A 26,170-nucleotide genomic window follows, 5' to 3' on the forward strand; every position below is an offset into this window, starting at 1 on the left:
TTTCACCTTAGAAATCGAACGATCCCTGGAGCATATACTTGCTGGGAATTAAACAAACAAAGGCACGAAAACAGACGGATGCTCCGCATGGGGCGTCCGTCTGTTTTTGTATCGCCTGAAAGCGCGGAGGATGCCGGCGGCTTTTGCGACGAGGAGCTTATGAGGCGCCGGAGGATGTCTAATTATCGTAGGGGATGAAACTTTTGCGCAGCCTCCAACGTCTTGGGTAGGGAGATTAGGCGTTAAGCGAAGCTCATGGAGCGGGGAGAGGATGCACATGAAACGAAGCTCAAAGGGATGGCTGCTGCTGGTTGTCCTATGCGTAGGCGCTGCAGCTTGGGCCGCGGCGGACCGGCAGCAGGGGGAGCAGGGGTAGTACCAGCGTTGCTGACACCAGGTGCAAACATATGGATATAAATGTAAAAACCCTCCAATCCGGAGGGTTTTTTCTAAACTGACTGTACTATTATAGCTGCTAGGGTATAGTTTTTTGCTTACTCTACAATGAGTTTAAGCGTTAACTCCTCTAGAAGCTTAAGATCCGTCTGTATCATCGTACCTAACACATATGACTCATTGGGGTTAAGAGCAGGGTATTCTAATACGTAACTATAGGTGGAATCACTGATTCGCTTACGGTTGCCAGGCCCGGAAATAACCATCTGACCGTCTGATGTCTCCATCCATAATGAAGCGGATTGGATATGAGGGTTTTTTCCTATCACCTCATAATAAATCAGTGTCTTTTCAGATTGAAATTCTACGTTGTTTACCCGGATCTCTCCAACGTTTCCTTGAGATAAAGTAATGGGGTAATTGTCCGTCAGGTTGACTTTGACTTTCTTTAGTTCCTCATCAACAATATCGGGGAGCAAGTAATACGGCGTTACAAAAATCTCCTTCGTTCCTTCGGGAAGAGGAACATACCTAGAAGTACCGATAACTCCATTCGCTGTTGTGTCAGAACGACTATTTAGCCAGTCAATAATCATTCCTTGTCCGTCTTTGACTTGAAATCTCAGCCATTCTGTATTTCCTTCAAAACGATATCCCAATTTTGTCGTTATTGGTGTAATCAAATAATCCGTCAATTGAAACTCTCCGTCTTCAGATTTTGCTGAAGGCCCCTTTACTAGCTTTTTATATTTGCTATTCTCTAAGGCATGATTTTCAATGGGTAGCTTAAAACTCCACTTTCCAGCGATTTTACTTGTTTCACCTAGGTCTGCGGCTCTTATTTGGTTTATGTTTAGCTCCAATATAAATTTTTCTATCCATTCCATCTGATCCATATCGACAGTTAAGATGCCTATGGACTGATTTGCATTTATTTGACGAGGCTTTGTCTCAAATGTAGCTGCTTTTAGCGGGCCTCCATTAACTGCTACAGTAATGTTCTGGATAAACATTAGGTTATCAGGCTTTGCAGAATTAATTTCATAGCTAATAGAAAGTCTGGCTCCATCAAACAATGCATCTTGCAGCTTAATAGTCACGCCTTGATCGCTATCTATTAAAGGAACCTCAGTAGACAGGCCAGCGTTCTGGCCAATATGAATGCCGCTATCCCCAGCAATTGTGAAGATATTCCCAGAGAACAGTTTTCCAATGAGTGGTATCCTTTGGAGTTGCTCCGCTGAAACCGGGAGGTAGGATACAGCCCCTGCAAGCAGGACAATAACTAAAAAGCTAATTCCTGCTAACACCCATTTGTGAGGAACCATCTTTCTTAATTTAGCAGTTTTGTGTGTATGCTCGATTATCTGAAATTTTGCTTCCAAATGGATTGGTGGTAATTTTGTTTCATTAAACATATCTTTTAGTTCAAGTTCATCAGTATGAAAAGCTTCGTCCATCTTTATCATCCTCCTTAATGGTGATGGTACGTCTTAATCTGTCCTTTGCTCGCTCATATCTTTTTCTTACCGCTGCATAACTCATATTCATTTGAATTGCTATGTCTTCGAAACGGTTCTCCTCAACAATACGCAGCCAAATGATGTGGCGGTCCTTTAGGTTCAGTTGCAACATTGCTCCATGCAACTCTTGATTAAATTGAAATTTCGGAATAATCGATTCAGCTTGCACCGCGGTAGTTGACCAACTGAGTATTCGTAATAGCCTTTTATATGTCTTAGCTCGATTAATTCTATTCAGACACTCATGGTAAGCAATTTTATACAGCCATGCACTAAACGATGTTCCTTCTTGATACTGATCTAGCCGTTCAAGTCCTTTCAAAAATATATCTTGTGTCACATCCTCAGCTTCCTGCAACTGCCCAAGCATATGAAAGCAGTACTTAAATATTTGTTGTTGAAAATTAAAGACGAGTTGTCCATAAAGGCCACTCTCCCCTTTTTTTACAGACCGTACTATTTGGTCTAATTCTGACGGTTTCACGTCCTTCCCTCCTCAGCATTGACTCTTTAACTTATATAACAACTAGGCAAGCAATTTTGGGACATTGGATTGCAAAAATAAAGGCAATCGGTGAAAAAAGGCATCTTCAAAAGTCGTTCCTAGGAGATTATGGAGATTGCGTTCGTATGCAGTAATGAAAAATAGAGCAGTTGCCACGCCGGCTTCTGCTCTAAAAAAACAACTGATTCTAGCGCATATTGGAGGTGCCTCGCGAATAAGCGAGCATTCGTGAGAAAACTAAATCGTACCGACGGAGCTTAGGAATTAGGAAATGTAAAGTTCCGTTTTTACTCTTGAAAATGGAACATCAAGCTATTTGAGATTCTTATTGTCTAAAATATACAGCTTAGCTATACTGTTTTCAACTATATAGTTCCGATACTAACTATTTTAGGAACTTCGCTCGGAGGGGATAATGTGAAACCAAATGAGGCGCGTTTCCCCATTCATAAGTTTGAGGTTTCGAAACCGGTCATTGTCTATATCGCTAAGCAGATTTTCTGCGAATCCGAGCTATATACGCAGTACGAATGGAGTGGGAGGGGGTTAAGGATTCGGTATACGGTCGGTTCCGCGAAATGAAAGTGGAGCCGCCGACACCCGACCGTATTAAGCGCCTTATCCGTTCTGCTATACATACACATGAAGAACAGTTCTTTCAGACTACGTTCCAGAAACTGCCCCCATCAACGCCCACAAAATTGGATGCCTTGATTGAGAGCATAGCCATGCTCGACGATACCAGTGAAGATTTGCCTCGGGAGGATAGCAGCCAAGTTACGTTCCATGAACTGAAGGCCGATCCTGGTCGGCCAGGTTTAGAAAGCTTTATGAAAGAAGTTCATAAACTGCGTACCCTGCCGCCCCCCCATCCAATCCGCTATGCGCTTTTGTGTGCTTGTTTCTGGCTCCGAAATCAGGAGATTACAGATAACCTTGTGGACTTGCTGGTACAAATCATTCACCGGATCAGCGTTCGCGCTGAACGGAAGGTGGAGAAAGAAATCTTGAATGCCCTTCGACGGGTTAGCAACAAATACGGCATTCTGTTCAATATGGCGCAGAAAGCCATTGATAACCCGGAAGGCATTATTCGCGATGTAATCTTCCCCGTGGTAAGTGAGCAGACATTGAAGGATCTAATTAAAGAGTTCAAACATACCGGACCGGCTTATCGGCAGAAAATCCATGCCGTTCTCTTACGGTAACCGCTACCGTCGTATGGTGCCAGAAATTTTAAGCATCCTCCAGTTTCGCTCCAACAACGAAGTTCCTCGACCAGTGATCCGTGCCCTTGAGCTAATAAGAAAGTATTCCGATTCCGGAATGCATTACTTCCCGGTTACCGAAGAAATCCCGATTGAAGGTGTTTTCGCATCGTAAATGGAGAGATCGTGGTGAAGAAAGATGAAAAAGGGCAGGATCGCGTCAATCGGATGAACTATGAGATTAGCGCCCTTCAAGCCCTCCGTGATAAGTTGCGGTGCAAAGAAATATGGGTGGTTGGCGCGAACCGATATCGCAATCCGGATGAAGATCTGCCTGCCGACTTTGAAGAACGGCGCGTTGAAAACTACAAGGCACTGAAGCAACCGCTCGATGCAGAAACCTTTATCGCTACGCTCAAACAAGCCATGAGCGAGGGGCTGGAAAAGCTCAACGCGGGGATGCCGAAGAACCTGAAGGTTCGTTTTACGGAAAAGGCCGGCGGCTGGATTGTCGTTTCTCCATTAGAACCACAAGCGGAGCCGATGAATCTCTCGAGGTTGAAAGGCGAAATGATTCGGCGCTGGCCGATGACAAGCTTGTTGGATATTTTGAAAGAGGCGGATCTTCGAGTCGGTTTCACGGAGCAATTTAAGTCGGTGGCCAATCGGGAAATGCTTGATCGGGATACGCTTCAAAAGAGGCTGATTCTTTCCCTGTACGGAGCTTGAAGCGTGTGAGCGCCGGTGATCATGGCGAATCGTATAAAGACTTGCTCTATGTGCGGCGTAAGTTCATTCATAAGGACAATTTACGAAACGCGATCGCTGATGTGGTCAACCACATTTTTAAGGTGCGGATGCAGGAGGTCTGGGGCGAGGGAACCACGTCATGTGCGTCAGACTCTAAAAATTCGGAGCCTGGAATCAAAACCTCATGACGGAATGGCACATCCGGTACCGAGGCCGTGGCGTGATGATTTACTGGCATGTTGAGAAAAATTCAACGTGCATCTACTCGCAGCTCAAATCATGTTCGTCATCGGAAGTTGCCGCCATGATGGAAGGATTGCTGAGACACTGCACGGATATGGAAGTCGAAAAGAACTATGGAGATTCCCACGGTCAAAGCGAAATTGCGTTTGCATTCTGCTATTTACTGGACTACCGACTTATGCCACGGCTCAAGGCAATCCACTCGCAAAGATTGTACCGGCCCGAACCCGGCATGACCGATGCGCAAAACGAATACAATGAGGTAATCAAAAAAATTTCCAATTCAACCCATGTGTTTGCGCTTGGTGACAGCGACGCTGGTACTACCCCGAGCAGCCGGGACCGCGCTTCTACGATGCGCAACGCCTCAAAGCCGGCGACCGTTATGCGGGCATGCAGGTGAGGAGATCCCGGCCGGTTCCCATGGCGTGAATTCGTTTACGGTTGTGTTTACAGGCAGCGTGCGGCACACAGGATGCTGCGCTGACTTGCCGGCTGGTATGGGCAGACGGTCAATGGAAAATAGCGGAAGCGGGTTATAAGCTGATCTGAAGCATAACGGGATTTTTTTGCGGCTTGCCGCTTGACACCGCGTAAGTATTTCGCTAATATCATGTACCATATATAGGTTAAATGCGATCACCAAGGACATAGTATCTATCAGCTCGACGTTAAGAGAGGAGTCCCCCGGCTGCAAGGTCTCCCGTCAGGAATAGATGCTCCCGCCTTGCGAGCAGCAGCGGCGAAATTCGAGTAGCCGATGCCGGGACCGACCGTTAATCGGCTGGAGAACCGTTTATTTGCTGGCGGTAGAAAAAGGGTGGTACCACGACACATTCGTCCCTGACGAATGTGTCTTTATTTTTTTTTAGGGGAGGAACAGTCATGAGACAATCCATGTTATTTGTGAATACGTTGCGGGAAGCGCCGTCGGATGCGGAGGTCCACAGTCATAAGCTGCTTGTGAGAGCGGGTTATATCAGACAGCTCGCGGCGGGAGTATACACCTATATGCCGCTGGGCTTGCGGGTGCTGAGGAAGATTGAACGGCTTATTCGCCAGGAGCTTGAGCGGGCCGGTGCCCAGGAGCTGCTTATGCCGGCTTTGCAGCCGACCGGGCTTTGGAAGGAATCGGGAAGATACGATGACTATGGGCCGGAGCTGTTTCGTCTACAGGACCGGCATCATCGTGAATTTGCGCTAGGCCCTACCCACGAGGAAATCATCACAGCCTTGGTTAAAACGGAAATCGGCTCCTACCGCAAATTGCCGGTTATTTTGTACCAGATCCAGACGAAATTCCGCGATGAACGCCGTCCCCGTTACGGTTTGCTGCGGGGAAGAGAATTTATGATGAAGGACGCCTATTCGTTTGACACCGGATGGGAGGGGCTGAACGAGTCGTACAGAAAGATGTACGAGGCGTATACCCGGATTTTCGAGCGCTGCGGGCTTACATTCGCCATCGTCGAAGCGGACGCGGGAGCTATCGGCGGGGAAGGGGAGACGCATGAGTTCATGGCGCTCTCCGACGTGGGGGAGGATACGATTGTAGCCTGCACATCTTGCAGCTACGCCGCGAACATGGAGACGGCCACGTCCAGGCTGACGCCCCGTGAGGCAGGGAGCGGGCCCGCAGCGAAGCCTGCCTGCGAACGGGTGCATACGCCAGAGATACGCACGGTGGAAGAGCTGACCCGGTATCTTCAGCTCGGCGCCGAGGAGGTCATCAAAACCTTGGTTTACCTGGCGGACGGCCAGCCTTACGCGGTGGTTGTGCGCGGCGATCATGAAGTGAGCGAGCTGAAGCTCAAACGCTGTTTGCAAGCGACAACCGTGCAATTGGCCGACGCCTCAACCGTTCGGGAAGCGACAGGGGCTCCACACGGGTACATCGGCCCAGTCGGTCTGAATATTCCGATTATCGCGGACACGGCGGTACTGCAAATGACATTCGGCGTGGCCGGGGCCAATGAAGCGGACTATCACTTGACGGACGTAATGCCGGAACGCGACTTCTCCGCGGCACGGCAGGCAGACCTTCGCCAAGTGAATGAAGGCGACCGGTGCCCGCACTGCGAGGAAGGAACGCTGCAGTTTTCCAGAGGGATTGAGATCGGGCATGTATTCAAGCTGGGCACCAGGTACAGTAACGCGCTGCAAGCGAGATACCTCGATGCGGCGGGGAAAGAGCAGGATATGATCATGGGCTGCTACGGGATCGGCGTCTCGCGTCTGTTATCCGCGATTGCGGAACAGCAGCATGATGAACGCGGGCTCGTGTGGTCCCCGGATTTAGCGCCTTACCACGCGCATCTTATTCCGGTATCCGGCAAGGATGCGGCGCAGCTTGAGCTGGCCGGCAAGCTGTACGAGACTTTACGGCAGCATGGCATAGACGTGTTGTACGATGACAGAGAAGAACGGGCCGGCGTCAAATTTGCGGATGCCGACCTTATCGGCCTCCCTGTGCGGATTGTTGTCGGCAGAGAGGCGGCCCAGGGCAAGGTGGAGGTGGTGGAGCGCAGCACGGGGAACAAAGAAATCTTGTCGTTGGACGAGGCTGTAGCGAAGCTAGCAAGGGATAGGCATGGTTGAATGAAGCGCGCCTCCTCCTTCTGCTCCTAATCCGGCATAATGATGACTTGACGGCGGTATGCTGCCAGATACGAGCGATCGGCAAACAGCCCCCGGGCCGCGCGCCTTCCAAGAGAAGGACGCGGTCCAGGGGGCTGACCGGTGCATGAGTATAGCTGTGGCGATGGCGGGGATCCAAGCGCTACAGATCCTTCCGGCTGAACGCGCGGCACCCGAGCCAAAGCAGAACCGCCGCATACGCCACCGTATATAAGAGATAAGCGTTCGACGGGATGCTTGGCATGGAGAAAGGTCCCATATCCGATGTGGCCAATCCGGCCCAGTCCGCTCCACCGAGCACTTCATAGAGGCTTCTCCGGTAAACGGAGTCCGTTGGCAGAAGCAGCCCGATTAAGAGGGCGAATTTTTGCAGGGCGGGATGAGTGCCTTCATAGATCGATACGCCTTCGAGCAGGCCGGTGAACAGGGCAAAGCCGTACAGCAGGGCGGCGCAAATCCCGTTGCCCAGCATCGGCAGGTAGACGGAGCCGAGCATCGTCAGCGACAGGAGAAGGAGCGGCATCCAGATAAATAAGACGAAGCCGCGCAGCAGATCCCCAAGTGTCAAGGGCAGTCCGGCAAAGCTGTGGATGGTCCAGACCAAAGACACAAATAAAATCGTGCTGTACACGGTGATCCATACGGCGTGGCCCAGCCACTTGGCCACATACAGCTTCCAGCGGGAAATGGGGCGGGCGGCCACGGCGAGCAGAAGACCGTTCTCCTGCTCGCCGGTGACGATGCCCATGGCTGAGAACAGGACGAAGAAAGCGGCCAGAAACTGCGCGAAAAACAATCCGAGCACCAACAGCACCATGCCGTTCAGCAAGCGCTGAGCGGGCGAATCCTCGTAGCCCTCGGTGATCCCTGCCAGCTCATGGACGCCGACCGCGAACAGGAGCAGAAAAACAAACGTTAAAATAATCGTGACCAGAAATACGCGCTTGCGGGTCAACTCCTTGAAGGTGGCCGAGATGTACATGGTCATGGCGCGACACCTCCGTGACGGGACCCGGCCATGCGGAGGAACCAGGTCTCCAGGCTATGCGTCTGCGGAGCGGATTCGTAGAGCGTAAGTCCGCTCCGAATAAATAGGGAGCACAGATAGCCAGCCTGCTCCCGGTCCGCTACGCGGGCTGTCAGCAGAGCGTTGCCTTGCTCATCGGCTTCCACTAGCTGCAGCGCAGAGGAGAGGGCGGAGGCAACGGCGTCATTTAACTCCGCCCATGTCTCCGGCAGCCAGCCGCCGACCCGGAAGCGCCAGTTGGCTTCGCCGCCGGCTCCTCCGCCGGCGCCGCTGAGCAGCAGTTCATGCAGCGGGCCGGACGCCAGCAGCTCGCCTCCGTACAGGAAGGCGGCTTCATCGCAGAGCTCCTCCACATCCTCCAGCAGATGGGTATTCAGGAAAATCGTCACGCCTTTACCCCGGAGCCGCTTCAGCAGGCTGCGGATCTCATAGCGGCCGACCGGGTCCAGCGCGGAGGAGGGCTCATCGAGGATGATGAGCTCCGGCTCCAGGAGCAGGGCGGCCGCGAGGCCGAGGCGCTGCTGCATCCCCTTGGAGAAGCCGCCGACCCGCCGGTCCGCGGCTTCCGCGAGGCCGACCAGCTCCAGGCAGTCCCGTACCCGGCTGCGGAAGGCCGGAGCCCTCGTCTCCTGGGGACGCAGTCCCCCCAGCCGGCCATGGAAGCGCAGCACCTCGTTGGGAGTCAGCCAATCCTGAAAGCGGAACAGCTCAGGCAAATAGCCGAGCCTGCGCCGCGCTGCGGGCTGGCCCAGCGGCAACCCCAGCACGGCGGCCCGCCCGGAGTCCGGGCGATGGAGGCCGGCCAGCATTTTGACAAAGGTGCTTTTGCCCGCGCCATTGGGGCCAAGCAGGCCGAATATGCAGCCCTCGGGCACCTGCAGGCTGATGCCGCGACAGCCGCCGCGGCCACTGTAAGTTTTAGTCAATTCATCGGTGTCAATCATCATCATGGCCGAATAAGCTCCTCCGCAGCCTGTCGGAAGGCGGCTTCCGTCGGGAAATCCTTGACCTCGCCTTTCAGCAGACCCATTCTGTCTCCATCCAGCCAGAACAGAAAGCGATTCTTGCCGCTTATGGTCATAATCGCGTCACGTCCGCCCAGCTTCAGATTGCTGACCATGCCATCGCGAGCCGGCACCGGCAAGGTGCTCCGCCAGTCGCCGATGGCGGCCAGCTTGGTCCGCAGGCTGTCCGGCAGCACAGGCAGTCCCAGCACCGCCTCCCGGACGAGGGCCGCATCGATGCCTTCCTCCACGGTCAGCTCCGGCTTGCCGTACTGAAGCAGGCGCACCGGCTTGCCCGACAAGCTCCCCTCTGCGGTGACGCCGTCCGGGACATGCAGCCGGATGGCCTGGCCGTCCGCTTCGGCAGGCAGGGTGGTGGCGCTTCCGAGACGCGTGAGCAGCCGGTTGACGGCAGACACGTTGAGATGGAAGGTCAGCGTAGTTTCCGGCTGGTAAACAGGAGAGCCGGAGCCCTCCAGACGGAGCAGGGGGGAGCCCGTCTGCTTCTCCGCTTCGTCCCAAGTCATCGCGCGGGATTCGCCGCCGCCGGATTGGGTGATGGCACCGTATTGGGCCAGATCGAAGCTTCGTTCCCCTTCGGGCGAGCCGAGTTCCAGCAGCTGGGAGATACTCGTCATGTCATCCGCCGACATCCCGACGCCGACCAGATGCTGGATGCGGAACGTTTGCATCATGGCGGCCAGCGCCCGGTCTCCTAACGGAGTGGTGAACAAGCTGATCGTCACGACGGCTGCCGCAAGCCCGGACGTCAGTCTCCGAAGCTTGCGCCGGACCGGTCTTTCGGTTCGCCATGCTCCGTTTGCCCGGTCCGTCCTTGCCGATCCTTGAGATGTCATCGCTCCGATCACGGAGGCTTCCTGCGGTACCGCGAATTTATTTTTTTGCATCATCTCCATGTCACCGTCCTTTTCTTGATCATCCAGACTTTTCGGCAAACGCTCATGAGCCTTTGCCGTATTTGCATTCCAATTTGTGTCAACACGTCTCCAAGCCGCCGGAACCGGCTCCTTGGCCGTCAGCTTCTCGAATCGCTCCCAAGCCCGGTCCGTATCAAAAACCGGCTCCTCGCCGATCCGCATCGTTTTTTTCTCCATCGCTCCGTTCCTCCTCCTGCCCGTATTTCTTCTTGAGCCGTTCCTCCGCCCGGGCCAGCAGCGTGCCGACAATCTTCGGATTGACCTCCAGCCGGAGGGCAATCTCCTCATAGCTGTATCCTTCTTCCCGAAGCAGCAGGGCGGTCCGGTCCCGGTCCGAGAGCTTCCGCAGCACCTTGCGGACTACTTCCTTCTCCCAGGCGCGGATAACCTCCGTCTCGCCCGAAGGAGCGGCGTCCTCCGCCCAGGCCGCTACACGGGCGGCTTCCTTCTCCCATAGCGCCTGGCCGGACTGCCGCTGCCGCAAATAATCGTAGCCGATACGGGTTAATACCCGGTGCAGCCAAGCGCCGACGGCATCCAGCCGTTCCGGAGGGCTCCGGTAGAGCCGCAGAAATACTTCTTGGGCCAAATCTTCCGCCGCCGCATAATCGCCGGTCAGCGCATAGAGCTTCCGCGCCACCCCGGGGTAATGCTCCCGGAATAGACGCTGGAACAGCTCGGGCATTTGTGAGCCTTCCACCATGTTGCCGCCGTCCCCCTTTCCCTTATAAGACGGATGCCGGATTATTTTTATAGCAGGGAACAAGAAAATTGTTCTTCAACATATATTCAAGGCTTTCTCCCCGAAGTGTATCAAAAAATAACGTTTGGCCTCCAGGGTTTGAAGCTCATCAAGCCTCACCTGTCTCTTGTTCCGCCAACTGGATCAGACTGAAGCAGCCGGGGCTACTTTGAAATGAGCTTAGCAGGCGGTCCGAGTAGAATAAGGCGCGATCCTCATAAAAGCCGAAAGAACAGTAACGCGTTACTGTTCTTTCGGCTTTTTCAAGAGTAAAGAGAGTTTAACTTCACTAAAGCGATAAAGCGTGGCGGAACTTTCTGCTCGCAAGAAAAGCTGCCGCTAAAACATGAATGTAACTTCCCCAAATAAGCTCCGATTAGGAGCTTTTAATCATGACTTCAGTTTTTCGTGCGGGCATCTGCTGTTAAGCTCTTCTACGAAGGGGGCACGAGAAAGGAGTCGAAATCCGCCGTTCGGACGGATTCAACTCGCGGCGGTCAGAACGATGCGATTCCATGAAGGCCGAGCCGGCCTGCATAGTAGGTCTGCCACATCTAATCCCGTTACCGTTCCAGCCATTCCGGAAGCCGGTTTTCGAACTCGCGCCAAGAGCCTACCCGGTGGCAATCGATGTGTCGGTTATACGGATAATCCATGGCAATCGCTTTTCTTCCTGTTTCAAGAAACCCAAGCAGGTTGTTAGGGGCGTCGTCGAAAAGCAGATCACCTCGGACCATGTCTTTACGGTGGGTGAAAATCAGCCTGTCCAAACTCAGGAAAGGCAGATGAATCTCGACCCACTGCACCTTCTCCGCCAGCGACGGCAGCGATGGTGGAGCAGTAACGAGAAAAACATTATAGTTCTCCGTGAGGCGACCGATGACATCAATGGCGTCGGGAAGCGGGTTCAGGCTCAAAAATAGGCCCGGCTCGTGAAGGTAATCTAAAATTTTGTGTCCGCATTCCTTCTTCACATAGCTAGGCGCATCCCATGTATGCGCCCGGTCTACGGTCAGATCGTCCCCGTAATCGCGGTTGTACCTCGCAAACCACTCTGTGAACAAATCAGCGATGACTGCATCCATGTCCAGACAAATGATAGGTTTCATTCCGCCCCTCCTCTCAACGGATTCCGACTCAGATGGCCGATCCGTTATGCATCCGAATCGTATAGCTGAACAAGTCCCCGCGGAAAATACCTTCCTCGTAAAGTACCGGAGCTTCCGACGCATCATAATTCGTGCGGTCCATCGAGAAGCCGGCGGATTTCGGCTCGACGCCCAAATGCTCGGCGACCTTCTCGTCGATCAGAACTGCGCGTATCGTATGCACAGCAGAAACGACGGTTCGATTATGCTGCTCCAGCAAGGTGTACAGTGAATCAGGCAGCTTTTCGTCAGGAGCAAGCCCGATACTGACCGGGATGTAGCTAACCAGGTAGAGGATCGGCACGTCGTTGCCCGTTCGGATGCGGTGGGTCATCAGCACTTGTCCGTCGGTCTGCAATTTGCCACGGACATGTGGCGGTGGATCGATTACGGAAGCGTGGACAACAATAGTTCCAGGTCGCATTCCTCTGTCGATCAAGTCCTGGGTTAAGCTCTTGAGACGCGGCAAAAGGATATGATCCTCAGGAATTTTAACGCTGACGAATGTGCCTCTGCCGGTGATTCGAATCAGCAGCCCTTGGCGTACCAGCTCCTCCAGCGCTTTGCGAATCGTCGCACGACTGACTCCAGTTAATTCCTGAATCAAGAGTTCGGTGGCAAAAAAACTTCCGGATTCAAGCAGTTTTTCCTCCAAAACCGATTGCATCGCTTGAAGAAGCTGGTGGTACAGGGGAAGCGGGCTATGCTTCGTCACTTTTTTCAGCGCTCGCTCGACAGGCATCGGGAGCTTATCGCTCGATTTTAGCTCTTTATGGGCAGGTTCGGTAATACGGTTTATCATAGCGCCTCCTGAGATCATCAAGATTTGTTTAGATTATACCACTAATTTCATGTATGTACAAATAGACAATGTGAAAAAATTTGGTTTGCAAAACAGCTGATAGAGAATAGAAGAAGAAGTGTTTTTGATAATTTATGCTAGAAATTCTCCAATAATACATTGATATTTTTAGTTGACAGCGTAAAAAAATGGATGTAAAGTTTGTTTGTACACACAAACAGACAAATATTCTAAGAATGTGTGGCTAACTCAAAGTACAATGAAAAGAGGAAGGTGGTGACCGAGGTGATTGGGGTATTGGTGATAACGCACGGCAGCTTTGGAGAGGAGTTATTGAAGAGTGCGGAGCTTATCGTCGGACCTTTCGAGCAAGCAGAGGCATTGACTCTGCATCATGGCGACGATGTGCAAGAACTGCGGCAGCGGGTGTCCGAGCGCATCCGCGCACTTGATCAAGGCGAGGGTTCCCTGGTATTGGTCGATTTGTTTGGCGGGAGCCCGAGCAACATTACGGCCGCCAACATGCGCGAGTCGGATTTCCAGTGCTTGACTGGCGTCAATATGGCGATGCTGGTAGAAGCGCTTGAATTCCGGGAAGAATGCGGTCTGCTGGAACTTGCGCAGCGCTGTCGGGAAGCGGGGAGAGAAGGAATACGCGATCTTCGCGAGGCTTTTGAAGCGAAAAGGATGAAAGCGTAGACAATCTACGTTAAGAGCATCTCAAGCAGACAGGAGTGAGATGGATGGCCAACTTGAAATTGATCCGTATAGACAGCCGCTTGATTCACGGTCAGGTCATTACGAAATGGCTGAAGCTGTCAGGTGCTTCTCGTATCATCATTATCGACGATGAGCTGGAGGCCGACCCGTTCATGTCCGACATTTTCGTCATGGCCGCACCGCAGGGAATTACCGTCGAAGTTTTCAGTGTCGAAAGCGTCTTGCAGAGATGGAAGGATGATGAACTGGGCAAGGGGGATGTCCTCCTGTTGTTCAAGGGCGTCGATGCCTGCTACCGTGCATTCATCGGCGGCTTCCCAATCCGAACGTTGCAGATCGGGGGGCTGGCTAGCGCGCCGGGTCGAACAACAGTTTCGAAAGCGGTTTCCTTCGACGCCGAGGATGTGAAGAAGCTTAAGGAGCTACGATCTCAGCATGTTGATATTTATATTCATATCATACCGGAAGAATCAAAGATTGAATTCGACAAGGCAGTCAAAAACTTTTAGGCGGTGATGTCCGTGATGCTGGGGTTAGCTTTGTTTACCGGCTTGTGGTATTGGTTTTGCCGTAGCGCCTTCGGTTACACCTTTCACGCTGTATTATGTCAGCCTGTTGTGATGGCTCTTCCGATCGGGCTGATTATGGGAGATGTGGCCAAAGCGATGATGATCGGAGCGGCAATCGAGCTGGTCTATCTGGGTATGGTGGCTGCTGGGGCTAATATACCTGCCGATGAAGCGCTGGCTGGTGTGATCGCGATTCCCATTGCGATGCAGACGGGAATGACGCCGGAGATGGCGGTCGTTCTTGCCGTGCCTTTCGGCGTACTCGGCGTATTCCTGGATCAGATTCGACGAACCGTCAACGCTATCTTCGTGCACTGGGCAGATAAATATGCGGAGGCGTGCAACATCAAGGGAATCTGGTTCTGCGCCCTTCTGTATCCGCTGCTTCTTGGTTTCGTTCTCCGCTTTCCGCCAGTCTTTGCGGCCACTTTATACGGCTCGGCCGTGGTCGAATCTTTTATCAACAAGGTGCCTGAGTGGATCATGCACGGAATGAGCGTGGCCGGAGGGATACTGCCGGCACTCGGGTTCGCGATCACGATTTTCATTATCGGCAAAAATAAGCTGATTCCTTTTTTCATCCTTGGCTTTTTCGCTGTGAAGTACTTGCAGATTAATATTATGGCTGCGGCTATCTTCGGTACCTGCATCGCTCTGCTCATGGTGTTCATGCGACGGGAGAAAGAGGGGAATGCAGTATGAGAACAGAAGCGAACGTTCATGTACAGCAGGCATCCCCGGGACCTTCCGACATCCGGCCGGAGACGAACAAACCGCTGCTCAGCAAGCGTGACATCAACAGATCGTTTTTGCTTTGGTATCTTATTTGCGAGGTGTCCAATTCCTACGAACGGATGCAATCGCTTTCGTTCTGCGCTGCGATGACGCCCATCCTGAAGAAGTTGTACCGGACGAAAGAAGATTTGAGTGAGGCCCTCAAGCGACATCTGAATTTTTTCAATACCCAGGCGATATGGGGGACGCTCATCCATGGTATAACGATCGCAATGGAGGAGCGGAAGGCGAAGGAGAAAGACGTGCCGGACAGTGCGATTACCGGCGTTAAAACGGGCTTGATGGGGCCGATGGCCGGCATTGGAGATACCATCGACTGGGGAACGCTCAAAGCGATTATTTATGCGCTTGGCGTATCGTTTGCGATGAGCGGCAGTCCGCTCGGGGCTGTCATTCCGTTTCTATTCACCGTCGTTACACTGGCGGAAGGGTACTTTCTATGGAACCTCGGCTACAGGCTCGGCCGGGAATCGGTCAAGTCGATTTTGCAAAGCGGATGGGTCAAAGAGCTGATCATGGGCGCCAGCATCTTGGGGTTGTTCATGATGGGCGCGCTTTCCGCCAATTTCGTCAAGCTGACGATTCCGTTCGAGTTTTCGACTGGGGGAGGAGAGTCGCTGGCTGTGCAGGAGCTTCTTGATAGCATCGCGCCAGGTCTACTGCCGTTGGCCGTTATATTTGGGATCTATTGGTATCTGAAAAACAAAGGCCACAAAATCAATTACATGCTGCTGATTCTGGTTGCGGGAAGCTTGATCGGCTCACTGATTGGGTTGTTCTGATGAGACAAGATTTTTAAATTAAGGATAGGAGTGAATCGGCATGCTGATTTCTATGAGACAAATGCTCGATCGGGCCAAAGCGGAAAAGTATGCGGTAGCCGCTCCCAATACATTCAACGTAGAGACGGTGGAAGCTGCCTTCCAAGCGGCAAGCGAGCTGCGGGCTCCCATCATTATCGACTGCGCAGGCGTTCATGGCATCGAACTGATCGCCGAACTGACCAGGTTCTACGACAGGCGATATCCCGAGGTGCCGGTGGCTCTGAATCTGGACCACGGCTCCACCTATGAGGAGGCGATCCTGGCGATCAAGGCCGGATTTACGTCCGTCATGGCCGACCGCTCGACACTGCCCTATGAGGAAAACGTCGCCCAGGTCAAGGAGATTGTTCAGGCGGCTCACGCCGTTGGCGTGTCGGTAGAAGCTGAGCTTGGTCACGTCGGGATGGGCTTCGAGTACAATAAGACACGAGACGGCGGCTTGACGGACCCGGACGAAGCCGTGCATTTTGTGCGGGAAACGAACATCGATTGTCTGGCCGTCGCCGTCGGCACGTCCCACGGCTCCTACCAAGGGGAGCCCCGTATCGAATTCGATCGGCTCGCCGTCATGCGTCGCAGAATTGATATTCCGCTTGTGCTTCACGGAGGCTCAGGGACAGGAGATGAAAATCTGCGCAGGGCGGTCGAGACCGGCATCCAGAAGGTGAACTTGTTCACAGATCTGAGCAGCAAGGGCATCGGCTTCCTGAGGGCGTATCTGGGGGGAGAGCGGCCGGAGATGGACAAGACGTTAACGGAGGACGACGGACCGGCAGGTGAATTTGACGGGGACAATCGGACAATCAATCTGTGCGACGCCTTCGCCGCAGGCGCTAAAGGTTACAAGGAAGCGCTTAAGCACTATATGGTGTTGTTTGGTTCGGCCAACAAAGCGTAAAACGATCGACGGGAGTGGTTTCATGGAAAATTTCGTTTTCCACAATCCGACCAAACTGATCTTCGGGCAAGGGACTGCTCATCTGTCCGGCGCGGAGGCTAGCCGTTTCGGCAGGCGCGTGCTGCTTCATTACGGCGGTGACAGTGTACGGAGAAACGGAGCTTATGAAAGCGTTATCCAGTCTCTCGGCGAAGCTGGATTGACTGTCGTCGAGTTGCCCGGCGTGCAGCCAAATCCGCGGCTCGGCCTCGTGAGGGAAGGTGTCAGGCTATGCCGTGATGAACGTATCGATATCATCCTAGCCGTTGGAGGCGGCAGCGTAATCGATTCAGCCAAGGCGATTGCGGCAGGAGCCGCTTATGACGGCGACGTGTGGGATTTCTTCGAAAAAAATACTCCAATAGGCGATACGCTGCCGATCGGAACGGTGCTGACCCTACCCGCTGCAGGAAGCGAGAGCAACGGCACGTCCGTTATTACGAGCGAGCTCGGAGGTTATAAGCTGTCCGTAACTCATCCCGCGCTCGCTCCGGCATTCTCTATACTTAACCCGGAATTCACCTTCACCTTGTCGCCGGCTCAGACGGCCGCCGGATGCGCGGATATGATGTCGCACGTGTTCGAACGCTATTTTACTCGCACGGAGCATGTGTTATTCACGGACCGGCTGTGCGAGGCGACGCTGCGTACTATCATTCGGCTGCTCCCGGTCGTGTTAGAGGAGCCTCGCCATTACAATGCGCGCGCTGAAATCATGTGGGCGGGCACGATCGCCCACAACGGGCTGCTTGGCACCGGCCGAGAGGAGGACTGGGCATCCCATCTGATCGCGCATGAGCTAGGCGCGCTCTACGATATTACTCACGGAGCGGCGCTATCCATTGTTTTTCCAGCCTGGATGAAATATGTGTACCGCTCCGATCTGAACCGCTTCCGCCAGTATGCGATGGAGGTATGGGATGTTGCACCGGACGAAGACCTGGAACGCATCGCATGGAAAGGGATCGAGCAGACGGAGCGTTTTTTCCGTATGGCCGGTCTACCTGTCCGTTTGTCTGAGGCGGGCATCGACGGCAGCCGGATCCTGGAGATAGCTCAGCGCTGTTGTCAGTCGACTGCCGGGACGATTGGAAAATATGCAAAGCTTGCGGAGAAAGATATTGCCGCTATTCTGGAGTCTGCACGGTAGTTTCCCAAATGAGATCAAGGGAGTGGATAAGATGAATGATAAGATGAGATTTGCGGTGCTGGTTAAGGCGGGTGTGGCCGAAGTGCGGGAACGCAAGCTGCCCGAGCTGAAGGAGCATCAGGTACTGGTCAAGCACGAGGCCTGCAACATTTGTACAACCGATTACGGTCAATGGATGGGCTTGAGGGAGCATCAGCCTTACCCAATGGCCGGCGGTCACGAATGCTCCGGGATTATCGTTACCAAAGGCAGCGCAGTCAGCGACGATTTGAAGCAGGGCGACAGAGTGGGAGTCGCCTATGGCTATTGCGGCATTTGTGACGCTTGCAAGGTCGGTTTGACTGGGGAATGTAAGCAGATGTCGGGAGCGCCGACAGAAGACGGCTATTATGGCGACTTCGGCTTTTCCAATTATTTTGTCAGAGATGCCAAATCGCTCGTCAAGATGAGCCCTGAACTGTCTCCCGGTGAAGCTGCGTTTCTAGAGCCGCTAGCGACTGTAGTGAAAGGGCTTCGTAAACTGCGGCTAATGCCAATGGAAACAGTCGCCATAATCGGAGCAGGCACGATGGGTTTGGTTAACGCGCAGGCGGCCAGAGCTTACGGTGCCCGAGTAGTCATTACAGAAGTGATGGACAAAAAAATCAAAACGGCACGAGCGATGGGCTTCGACGTTATTCGCGCCGACGAGGAAGATCCCGTTCAGGCGGTCAGGAATTGGGCGGGCGGTCAGGGAACTGATGCGGTTATCATCGCGGTCGGGGCCACTATCGCCAACAGTCAGGCCCTTGAGATGGTCAAAAAGTGGAACGGAAAAGTGCTGCTATTTGCAGCCGGCTACCCGGCTCCCGAGCTTCATGTGGATTCCAATAGCATCCATTATCGAAAAATGGAGCTGATCGGCACATATGGAGCTGACATGGCCGACTTTATGGACGCCGCCCGACTGCTGAACGATAAACTAGTGGATGTCTCCCTTCTGATCGAGAAAAGCTATGCCCTTGACGATATTCAAGCCGCATATGCAGCCGCCAGCACATCGGGAAGCTACCGGATCAGCGTGAAACTGTAATCAATCGCAAACGGAGTTCGGAAGGAGTGGAAGTCGCTAGTGAAGTCCATGAACATTCAAACGTTTCCGTTTCTGTTGGACGGCGAGTGGAGGGTGAGCGAGTCTTCCCGATATATCGACATCCGTTGCCCATACAAGCCTCTCGTTGTCGGACGCGTGCCGTCGATGACGACAGAGGAAGCGGCAAGCGCGGTCCTAGCTGCTGAACGGGCCCAGAAGCAGTGGGCGACCATGCCTATGCATAAGAGAGCCGGCTTGCTGCATGCATGGGCCGACGAAATGCTGCGGGTGTCTGGCGAGATTGCTGAGTTTATTATGCTTGAGGTCGGGAAGAGCGGATCTGCCGCCTTGGCAGAAGTCGAGCGCAGCGCAGATCTGATTCGGCATACCGCTGAGGAAGGACGGCGGATCGGCGGGGAGCTGATCAGCGGCGACGCTTATCCCGGGGTGAAGCCGGGCAAGACGGCACGCGTCGACAAAGTACCACTGGGGGTCGTACTGGCCATCTCGCCGTTCAACTACCCAGTGAATCTGTCCGTCAGCAAAATCGCCCCGGCACTAATCGCCGGTAATACTGTTGTTCTCAAACCGCCAACGCAGGGCGCGATCAGTGCGCTACTCGCTGCTAGCGCGCTACAGCGCGCAGGGTGTCCCCCGGGCGTACTGAATGTAGTGACCGGCAGAGGGGCGGAGATCGGAGATGCACTCACGTCTCACAAGTCGGTGAACTGCATCAGTTTTACCGGAGGGACGGCAACCGGACGGGAGATTTGCCGAAAAGCGAATATGATTCCCGTCATCCTCGAGCTGGGAGGGAAAGATCCGGCGATCGTGCTAGAGGACGCCGACCTGGACTTGGCTGCCAGAGAAATCGTTAGCGGAGCTTTTGCCTACTCCGGGCAGCGCTGTACCGCGATCAAGCGAGTGCTCGTCTCCGAGCCCGCGGCTGATCAGCTTGTAGAGCTCCTCCGGTACAGGATCGAACAACTCCGCGTGGGGTCGCCGGAGGAGCAAGCGGACATTACCCCATTGATCGATACGCAAGCGGCAGACAAGGTAAGCGCGTTAATCAGCGAAGCGTTAGACGAAGGAGCCTTGCTTGTGAACGGCAATCGGCGTGAAGGGAATCTTGTATACCCGACCTTGCTCGACGGCGTCACGGAGCGGATGAGGATCGCTTGGGAGGAACCCTTCGGTCCAGTCCTTCCTGTCATCCGTGTTCGTGACGCGGAGGAAGCGGTTCGGTGGGCGAACGATTCCGAATATGGCCTGCAGGCCAGTGTATTCACGCGTGACATGCAAGCGGCGCTTAGTATTGCCGGCAAGCTCGATGTCGGCAGCGTCCAACTAAACGGGAAGACGGAACGGGGACCGGACCATTTTCCATTTTTGGGGGTTAAAAGCTCGGGCCTCGGCGTTCAAGGCATACGTAAAAGCATCGAAACGATGGTGCGTGATAAAGTGACTGTGTTCCACGAATAGCATCAGGGAGGAAAAGAGATGGTGCAGAGAACAATTCGCCTACAAGTCGAGGGTGGTCTGCATGCCAGGCCGGCATCCCATGTCGTCAAGCTGGGTAAAAAATTCAAAAGTCGGATCACGCTGCAATTCAAAAATAGTGAAGCGAACGGCAAAAGTTTGCTCGGGATTATCGCGCTTGGCGCCGACGAAGGCCAGTCGGTGACCCTGACGGTCGAAGGAGAGGACGAGAACGCCGCACTCGACGAGATCGCTTCATATTTGACAGGCGTTTCCGAGGGATGAGGTGCGGGCAGTGGGAATAAAATCAAAAATGAGACAGCTGCATGGCGTGGCCGCCGCTCCCGGCTATGCGATGGGGCCTGCGCACCTGCTAGGCCAGCAGGTGGCCGAGATCGATTATTGTCCTATAACGGCCGAACAAACGGATGCGGAGCTTGAGCGATTGGAGGTCGGACTGCGGGAGGCGATGGCTGAACTTGAGCAGATCGAGCAAACCGTCCGTGAGACGGTGGGCGAAGCGGAAGCTGAGATTATCGGCTCGCACCTGCTCATGCTCGACGACCCCGACCTTATCGATCCTGTGCGCGAAAAAATCCAGTCCGAGCTATTGAATGCAGAGCATGCGGTCTTGGAGGTGTCCCAAGCGCTGATCGGCGCGCTGCAAGCCCTTGAGAGCGGCTATATCAAACAACGAGCCGACGATCTGCGCGACGTTCGCGACCGGCTGCTTCGCCACCTTCGTGGCGAAAGCAAAGATGTGCTGCAGGGGATATTGGAACCGGCTGTGCTGATTGCGCGCGATCTAGCCCCAACAGATACGATTCGGCTTCGCAAAGAGCTGGTAATGGGCTTCGCTACCGACGAGGGCGGCAGGGCATCCCATACGGCAATTGTGGCCAGATCCTTAGATATTCCGGCGGTGGCGGGTCTGAAATCGGCCACAAGCGAAATTCAAGCGGGCGATTACATTATTGTAGACGGAGTTAAAGGGGTAGTCATCATCAATCCCGAAACGGAAGTTCTGGATGAATACCGCCGACTGGACGAAGCCTACCGGAAAGCGCGGGAAGCAACGGCTCGGTTTCGTGAAATGCCTTCTCAAAGTGCGGACGGTGTACCCATAGAGCTCATGGCTAATATCGGGAGTTTGCCGGAAGCGAGAAGCGCGGCAGACCAAAACGCTGATGGGATAGGTCTTTATCGAACCGAGTTTCTGTACATGGGACATTCAGGGCTGCCAAGCGAGGAGGAACAGGTCGAGGCATATCGGTCCGTCATCCGCGTGATTGGCCCCGACAAGCCGTTGATCATCCGGTCGCTTGATATCGGGGGCGACAAGGAGCTTCCTGCGCTTGGCCTTGATCGGGAAAGTAACCCGTTCCTAGGGTATCGCGCCATCCGGATGTGTCTAGACCGACAGAACCTGTTCAAGACTCAACTGCGGGCAATCGCCCGGGCAAGCGCTTTCGGAAACGTTAAGCTGATGTATCCGATGATCTCATCCTTATCGGAGCTCAGAGAGGCAAACATGCTGCTCAATGAGGCACGGCAGGAATTGTCCGGGCAGGGCATCCTCTACAATCCGCAAATGGAGGTAGGGGTGATGGTCGAGGTGCCATCGGCTGCGCTCATCGCAGACAAACTGGCGCAGGAAGCGGATTTTTTTAGCATCGGCACAAATGATTTGGTTCAGTATGCGCTGGCTGTGGATCGGATGAACGGGAAAATATCGCATCTGTACCAGCCATTTCATCCGGCGGTTCTGCGGCTGATCTACATGACCGTCGAAGCCGCCAGGCGGAAAGGCATATGGGTCGGCATGTGTGGAGAAATGGCCGGCCAGCCCAAGGCGCTGCCCTTGCTGCTTGGCATGGGACTTTCCGAACTGAGCATGAGCCCGTCTTCTGTCCTGAACTGCCGTATGCTCCTCAGACAGCTAAATGTAAAGGATTCCGAAAAGCTTGCCAAACGAGCTTTGGAACTGGAAAGCGCTGAGGCGGTGGAGAGGATGCTCGACGATTTTTGGGAGACGGCGCAGAAATCATTCGCTGAATCCGAATGACCCGATCTGACCCGAGAGCATGCGTTCAAAGCAGCCGAGCTGTGCTTGCTGGCCCAGCAGCAGGCAGTCCGCCTAGAATAAGGCGCTTGTCACAACGGAATCCGCACAACGATCGTCGTCCCCGCGTCCGAGCTGTCGGCAATGGTGACGCCATACGGGCTGCCGAAAATAAGCTTGATGCGCTGGTTGACGTTTTGAATGCCGATATGCTCGCCGACTTCCGCCGTTTCGCCGTTCATCCTGCCGTTCAGCTCATCGGCGAGCGAGGCGGCCATGCCGACGCCGTTGTCGATAAAGCGGATATGAATTTGATCTTTGACGGTCTCCCCTTGAATAAGAAGGCGGCCGTCTTTCTTTTTGGGCTTCAGGCCGTGCTGGATGGCGTTTTCGATCAACGGCTGAAAGGACAGCTTGACGATCTTATGGTTGTACAAAGCCGGTTCGATCATCCATTCCACCTCAAACAAATCATTATAACGATACTTCATAATCTCGACATAGAGCTTGGCGTGATCCATTTCAGTGGAGATGGGCACCAGCCTTTCCTTCATATTCAGGCCGAGATGGAATAAATGCGCCAGCTTGGTCACCATGGAGGAGACAGGATTTTTGCCCCCGGTCAGCTCCATAGCCTCCCACTTGATGCTATCCAGCGTATTCCCGAGAAAATGCGGATTAATTTGCGATTGCAGGGCCGCAGCCTGCGCATGCTTCAACAGCTCCAGCCGCTGCTTCAACGCATCCTCCATTTCTTTGTGGCTCTGGACGGACTGCCAGATGGCGGCCTGGATATAATCCAGCTCATTTCTGGATTTGGAGAGTTGGCGATCGGGCTCTGCCTGCGGCTGCAGCTTGGACGGGTCCTTCAGCACCGATACGATGTTTTTCACCGGCTGGAAGGAGCGAACGGAAAGGATGAAGGAAATCCCGATGCCGATCAAGGTGACGCCCGCTATGAAATAGACCAAAATATGCTTGGCAATATTCAGCTTTTCATCATAGTAGCTGAGCGGATAGGCGCCGACATAGGTCCAGGGCCCGCTCGTCGACGGGACGGCGGACAGGATATATTTTTCGCCGCCGAATTCATCCGTAACGGAGATTCGCCCTTCCTCCCGGATGAAAGGGCCTAACTGGGCCAAGTCGTCGCCTTGCGTCCACATGGCGGGGAGGCTGCGGTTGTATACGACTACGCTGTCCGAGGCATTATCGACCAGATAGCTGTTTTGCGGCTGAATATTGCCCGTTTTTTGAAACAGCTTGCCCAGCGTCTCAATGTCGATATTGACGACTACCGCGCCCAGCTTATCCTGATTGAAAAAGTAGACGGGTTTCACAATCGTAATGAAATACGGGTAGCCGCTGTCGTTTTTACGGATATAGATGCTGACGTTGTCCGTATCCAGCGTTCCGTACCGGGAAAGCCAATTTTTATCCGGCGCGTTCTCCAGCATACCGTTGTAGATGTTGGAGACGATATAGTTCTGATTTTCGGAATACAAATAGACGGAATGGATGTAGCGGTGGATGCCGGCATAGGTTTTAATCTCATCGGCCAGCTCATACGGGATGCGGCTGGCCGTATTCTCATGGATGCCTGACTGCATGTAGGTTTTGGTTTCATCCTTCAGGCTGAAGCTTGCCGCCAGCAGCTTCGACTCGGACACGATCGTATCGATAACATCCTTCATGCGGTATATCGATTCCTGATTCAGATCCTGAATGCTTTTTTCGATAATATTGGACGAGGTTTTGTAAATGACGACGCAAATGATGCAAAGCGGCAGCGTGACGAGCAGCAGGGTGACGGCTAAATTCTTCTTGAACAGGCGACTGGAGCTGTAGTCCCGGACTGCCTGCCGCAAGGTCGACGAGTCAATCATGATCGTCGCTCACCTTCATAATATATTTCAAATAATCCCGGGGGGAATACCCCGTATGCTGCTTGAACAGCTTGGCGAAATATTTGTCGCTGCGGTACCCGACCATACTGCTGATTTCATACACTTTGTATTTGTTCTCAATCAGCAGCTCGATGGCTTTGTTCATGCGCAGCCGGGTGATATAGTCGATGAATTTCTCACCCGTCTGCCGCTTGAAGAACCGGCTGAAATAAATCGGATGCAAAAACACCTGGGCCGCGACATCGTCCAGCGACAAGTCCTGAGCATAGTTCAATTCGATGTATTGCTTGGCCTTGTCGATCATAATGTTGGATGATCTATCGGGATCGGCCGCCACGCCGTCGAAAATTTTGCCGAGCAGCAGCTGACCGTCGTGACCGGACAAATCGGACAGCACCGGTGAACCGCCTCCGGCCGCGACACTGTTTAAACCGGCATATTCGCTGAGCGCGGGCAGCAAACCGATAAACAATTCTTGCTGCTTGTCCATCGGCAGCTGGCTGATCTCCCGCATGTAGCTGGCCCATATCGACGGGGCCGTTTCATCGGAGCCGTCGTTGAGCTTGGATAATACCAGCTTGAACTTCTCGATCAGAAAGGCATGTCCAAATGGCTGCTGCCGGTTATCGTTGCTGATCGATTTCTGAAACAGCGCGCTGATATCGAACAGATGCTGACAAACCCCCTCGTAGTGAACGGATACGGATAGGCCGAAAAAATCGCGCAGGGTGTCCCGTATCAGCTCCATCTGCCGGTTCAATTGCCGCTCGAATTCGGTTATGTCTTGCATCTCCAGCTCAAGGGACAGCACCTTGAACAGATGGCGTTGAGTAAATATGATGTGATGCAAAATCGGACCGGTTTGCTCCCGAAGCAGCTTGGCCAACGCGACTTGCAGCTGATCGGTATCCGGACCGGAAGACTCCGTGCCGTAACCGCTTACACGAATGCTGACAAGTGCGCTGGAAGCGGCGGGGGAGATGCTTAGACCGGCCAGGCGCAACCGGCGCTCCAGCTCCTGGTCGGAGAAAATCGCGCCGATGGCCAAGTCGACAAACAGCTGCTCTTGCAGAAAGGGAAAAATTTCCTCCGTCAGCTCCCGGTCCTTCTGCGTCGTAGACGCAAGCTGCTGCTGCCGGTCAAGCTTGCGTTTTAGCTCGGTAAACACGCGGGCGATCTCATCGATATCGATCGGTTTGATCAAGTAATGCTCCACCTTATATTCGATCGCTTGCCTGGCATAACCAAATTCCTTGAACCCGCTGATGACAATCACTTTGCACGATTGCTGCCGCTCATATACGAATTTGGCAATCTCAAGCCCCGATACTTCGGCCATCTGAATGTCGGTAAATACGGCATCGACATTATGGCGGGATAAATAGTCGATCACTTCCTTGCCGTCGCCGAAAGCGGACACCACCTCAAACCCCAGCTCCGCCCAGTCAATAAAGTTGCATAATCCTCTTCTTAATCTTTCTTCATCCTCGGCAATGACCAATTTATACACAGGACCAAAACCCTCCCGACGCGTGCGGTAATAACGCTTTATTGTATCACTATACCATGAAAATGCGCGCCGCATCGCCAAATGGTTAACAATGAATACGAAAGTTGAATATAGGCACCTTTTCCGCAGCGCAACAGATTAAGGATAAGGCGTAAAAGTAGAAAACGTAGGGTACCCGCAGGGCAGAAGAGCGGTTTACAATGGAAGCGTAATCAATTACAG

23 protein-coding genes and 1 pseudogene are annotated in these 26,170 nt (G+C 53.5%); 14 read left to right on the top strand and 10 right to left on the bottom strand.

The features are described 5' to 3' along the window. Positions 1 to 494 precede the first annotated feature (494 nt). Together BLR08_RS10480 and BLR08_RS10485 are read right to left on the bottom strand one after the other, a co-directional pair. Entirely contained in the window at positions 495 to 1,856 is a 1,362-nt protein-coding gene (locus tag BLR08_RS10480) for a DUF4179 domain-containing protein (RefSeq protein ID WP_072329134.1), read from the bottom strand. Then, complete coding sequence (locus BLR08_RS10485; RefSeq protein WP_072329135.1) at positions 1,834 to 2,403, bottom strand: RNA polymerase sigma factor; 570 nt, start codon at positions 2,401 to 2,403, stop codon at positions 1,834 to 1,836. The genes BLR08_RS10480 and BLR08_RS10485 overlap by 23 nt, the downstream gene beginning before the upstream one ends. Positions 2,404 to 3,002: 599 nt before the next feature. Between BLR08_RS10485 and BLR08_RS10490 the strand changes: the two genes are divergently transcribed. The 4 genes and pseudogenes from BLR08_RS10490 (at position 3,003) to BLR08_RS10510 (ending at position 7,223) form a co-directional block, all read left to right on the top strand. Next, entirely contained in the window at positions 3,003 to 3,632 is a 630-nt protein-coding gene (locus BLR08_RS10490; RefSeq protein ID WP_072329136.1) for a hypothetical protein, read from the top strand. Between the two features lie 189 nt (positions 3,633 to 3,821). Continuing rightward, on the top strand, positions 3,822 to 4,361 hold the full coding sequence (locus BLR08_RS10495; RefSeq protein WP_072329137.1) for a hypothetical protein: 540 nt from the start codon (positions 3,822 to 3,824) through the stop codon (positions 4,359 to 4,361). A gap of 50 nt (positions 4,362 to 4,411) precedes the next feature. After that, a pseudogene (locus BLR08_RS10505) lies at positions 4,412 to 5,028 on the top strand (Tn3 family transposase). Between the two features lie 482 nt (positions 5,029 to 5,510). Further along, the gene (locus BLR08_RS10510) at positions 5,511 to 7,223 is read left to right on the top strand and encodes a proline--tRNA ligase (protein ID WP_072329140.1); all 1,713 of its coding nucleotides are present in this window, start codon (positions 5,511 to 5,513) and stop codon (positions 7,221 to 7,223) included. Positions 7,224 to 7,404: 181 nt separating this feature from the next. On the opposite strand, the gene BLR08_RS10515 is transcribed toward BLR08_RS10510, so the two are convergent. From BLR08_RS10515 to BLR08_RS31990, 6 genes are all read right to left on the bottom strand, one after another. Beyond that, entirely contained in the window at positions 7,405 to 8,250 is an 846-nt protein-coding gene (locus BLR08_RS10515; RefSeq protein ID WP_072329141.1) for an ABC transporter permease subunit, read from the bottom strand. After that, the gene (locus tag BLR08_RS10520; protein WP_072329142.1) at positions 8,247 to 9,239 is read right to left on the bottom strand and encodes an ABC transporter ATP-binding protein; all 993 of its coding nucleotides are present in this window, start codon (positions 9,237 to 9,239) and stop codon (positions 8,247 to 8,249) included. Before BLR08_RS10520 ends, BLR08_RS10515 begins: the two co-directional genes overlap by 4 nt. Continuing rightward, the gene (locus BLR08_RS10525; RefSeq protein WP_072329143.1) at positions 9,236 to 10,408 is read right to left on the bottom strand and encodes a hypothetical protein; all 1,173 of its coding nucleotides are present in this window, start codon (positions 10,406 to 10,408) and stop codon (positions 9,236 to 9,238) included. Before BLR08_RS10525 ends, BLR08_RS10520 begins: the two co-directional genes overlap by 4 nt. Continuing rightward, positions 10,365 to 10,934: a sigma-70 family RNA polymerase sigma factor gene (locus BLR08_RS10530; RefSeq protein ID WP_072329144.1), complete on the bottom strand. Its 570-nt coding sequence runs from the start codon at positions 10,932 to 10,934 to the stop codon at positions 10,365 to 10,367. Before BLR08_RS10530 ends, BLR08_RS10525 begins: the two co-directional genes overlap by 44 nt. A 602-nt stretch (positions 10,935 to 11,536) precedes the next feature. Then, positions 11,537 to 12,082 carry a 5' nucleotidase, NT5C type gene (locus BLR08_RS10535; RefSeq protein ID WP_072329145.1) on the bottom strand — a complete coding sequence of 182 codons (546 nt, stop codon included), beginning with the start codon at positions 12,080 to 12,082 and terminating at the stop codon, positions 11,537 to 11,539. Positions 12,083 to 12,110: 28 nt separating this feature from the next. After that, complete coding sequence (locus tag BLR08_RS31990; RefSeq protein WP_072329146.1) at positions 12,111 to 12,923, bottom strand: GntR family transcriptional regulator; 813 nt, start codon at positions 12,921 to 12,923, stop codon at positions 12,111 to 12,113. A 276-nt stretch (positions 12,924 to 13,199) separates the two neighbouring features. Here BLR08_RS31990 and BLR08_RS10545 point away from each other — a divergent pair, with 276 nt between their 5' ends. Genes BLR08_RS10545 through ptsP form a run of 10 tightly spaced genes read left to right on the top strand, consistent with a single transcriptional unit; the run spans position 13,200 to position 22,534 of the window. Continuing rightward, positions 13,200 to 13,622 (top strand): PTS sugar transporter subunit IIA, encoded by a 423-nt coding sequence (locus tag BLR08_RS10545; protein WP_256257495.1) that lies wholly within the window; start codon positions 13,200 to 13,202, stop codon positions 13,620 to 13,622. A gap of 44 nt (positions 13,623 to 13,666) precedes the next feature. Continuing rightward, the gene (locus BLR08_RS10550; protein ID WP_072329147.1) at positions 13,667 to 14,152 is read left to right on the top strand and encodes a PTS sugar transporter subunit IIB; all 486 of its coding nucleotides are present in this window, start codon (positions 13,667 to 13,669) and stop codon (positions 14,150 to 14,152) included. 15 nt (positions 14,153 to 14,167) lie between these two features. Next, positions 14,168 to 14,914: a PTS mannose/fructose/sorbose/N-acetylgalactosamine transporter subunit IIC gene (locus BLR08_RS10555; protein ID WP_090586015.1), complete on the top strand. Its 747-nt coding sequence runs from the start codon at positions 14,168 to 14,170 to the stop codon at positions 14,912 to 14,914. Next, a complete protein-coding gene (locus BLR08_RS10560; protein ID WP_083536851.1) occupies positions 14,911 to 15,789 on the top strand; it encodes a PTS system mannose/fructose/sorbose family transporter subunit IID in 879 nt (292 codons plus the stop codon). Before BLR08_RS10555 ends, BLR08_RS10560 begins: the two co-directional genes overlap by 4 nt. A gap of 40 nt (positions 15,790 to 15,829) precedes the next feature. Then, a complete protein-coding gene (locus BLR08_RS10565) occupies positions 15,830 to 16,729 on the top strand; it encodes a class II fructose-bisphosphate aldolase (protein WP_083536855.1) in 900 nt (299 codons plus the stop codon). Positions 16,730 to 16,751: 22 nt separating this feature from the next. Beyond that, positions 16,752 to 17,918, top strand: a complete 1,167-nt coding sequence (locus BLR08_RS10570) for an iron-containing alcohol dehydrogenase (RefSeq protein ID WP_072329149.1) — start codon at positions 16,752 to 16,754, stop codon at positions 17,916 to 17,918. Positions 17,919 to 17,949: 31 nt separating this feature from the next. After that, positions 17,950 to 18,990 carry a zinc-dependent alcohol dehydrogenase gene (locus BLR08_RS10575; protein WP_072329150.1) on the top strand — a complete coding sequence of 347 codons (1,041 nt, stop codon included), beginning with the start codon at positions 17,950 to 17,952 and terminating at the stop codon, positions 18,988 to 18,990. Positions 18,991 to 19,038: 48 nt separating this feature from the next. Next, complete coding sequence (locus tag BLR08_RS10580; protein WP_072329245.1) at positions 19,039 to 20,472, top strand: NADP-dependent glyceraldehyde-3-phosphate dehydrogenase; 1,434 nt, start codon at positions 19,039 to 19,041, stop codon at positions 20,470 to 20,472. Between the two features lie 18 nt (positions 20,473 to 20,490). Further along, positions 20,491 to 20,754 (top strand): HPr family phosphocarrier protein, encoded by a 264-nt coding sequence (locus BLR08_RS10585; protein ID WP_072329151.1) that lies wholly within the window; start codon positions 20,491 to 20,493, stop codon positions 20,752 to 20,754. A 28-nt stretch (positions 20,755 to 20,782) separates the two neighbouring features. Further along, positions 20,783 to 22,534 carry a phosphoenolpyruvate--protein phosphotransferase gene (gene ptsP, locus BLR08_RS10590; protein ID WP_072329152.1) on the top strand — a complete coding sequence of 584 codons (1,752 nt, stop codon included), beginning with the start codon at positions 20,783 to 20,785 and terminating at the stop codon, positions 22,532 to 22,534. An 89-nt stretch (positions 22,535 to 22,623) separates the two neighbouring features. Here ptsP and BLR08_RS10595 read toward each other — a convergent pair whose 3' ends face one another. Together BLR08_RS10595 and BLR08_RS10600 are read right to left on the bottom strand one after the other, a co-directional pair. Continuing rightward, complete coding sequence (locus BLR08_RS10595; protein ID WP_072329153.1) at positions 22,624 to 24,417, bottom strand: sensor histidine kinase; 1,794 nt, start codon at positions 24,415 to 24,417, stop codon at positions 22,624 to 22,626. Beyond that, a complete protein-coding gene (locus BLR08_RS10600; protein ID WP_072329154.1) occupies positions 24,410 to 25,948 on the bottom strand; it encodes a response regulator transcription factor in 1,539 nt (512 codons plus the stop codon). Before BLR08_RS10600 ends, BLR08_RS10595 begins: the two co-directional genes overlap by 8 nt. Between the last annotated feature and the right edge of the window lie 222 nt (positions 25,949 to 26,170).

This window comes from Paenibacillus sp. cl123 (assembly GCF_900101595.1).
In the GTDB taxonomy this organism is placed as follows: domain Bacteria; phylum Bacillota; class Bacilli; order Paenibacillales; family NBRC-103111; genus Paenibacillus_G.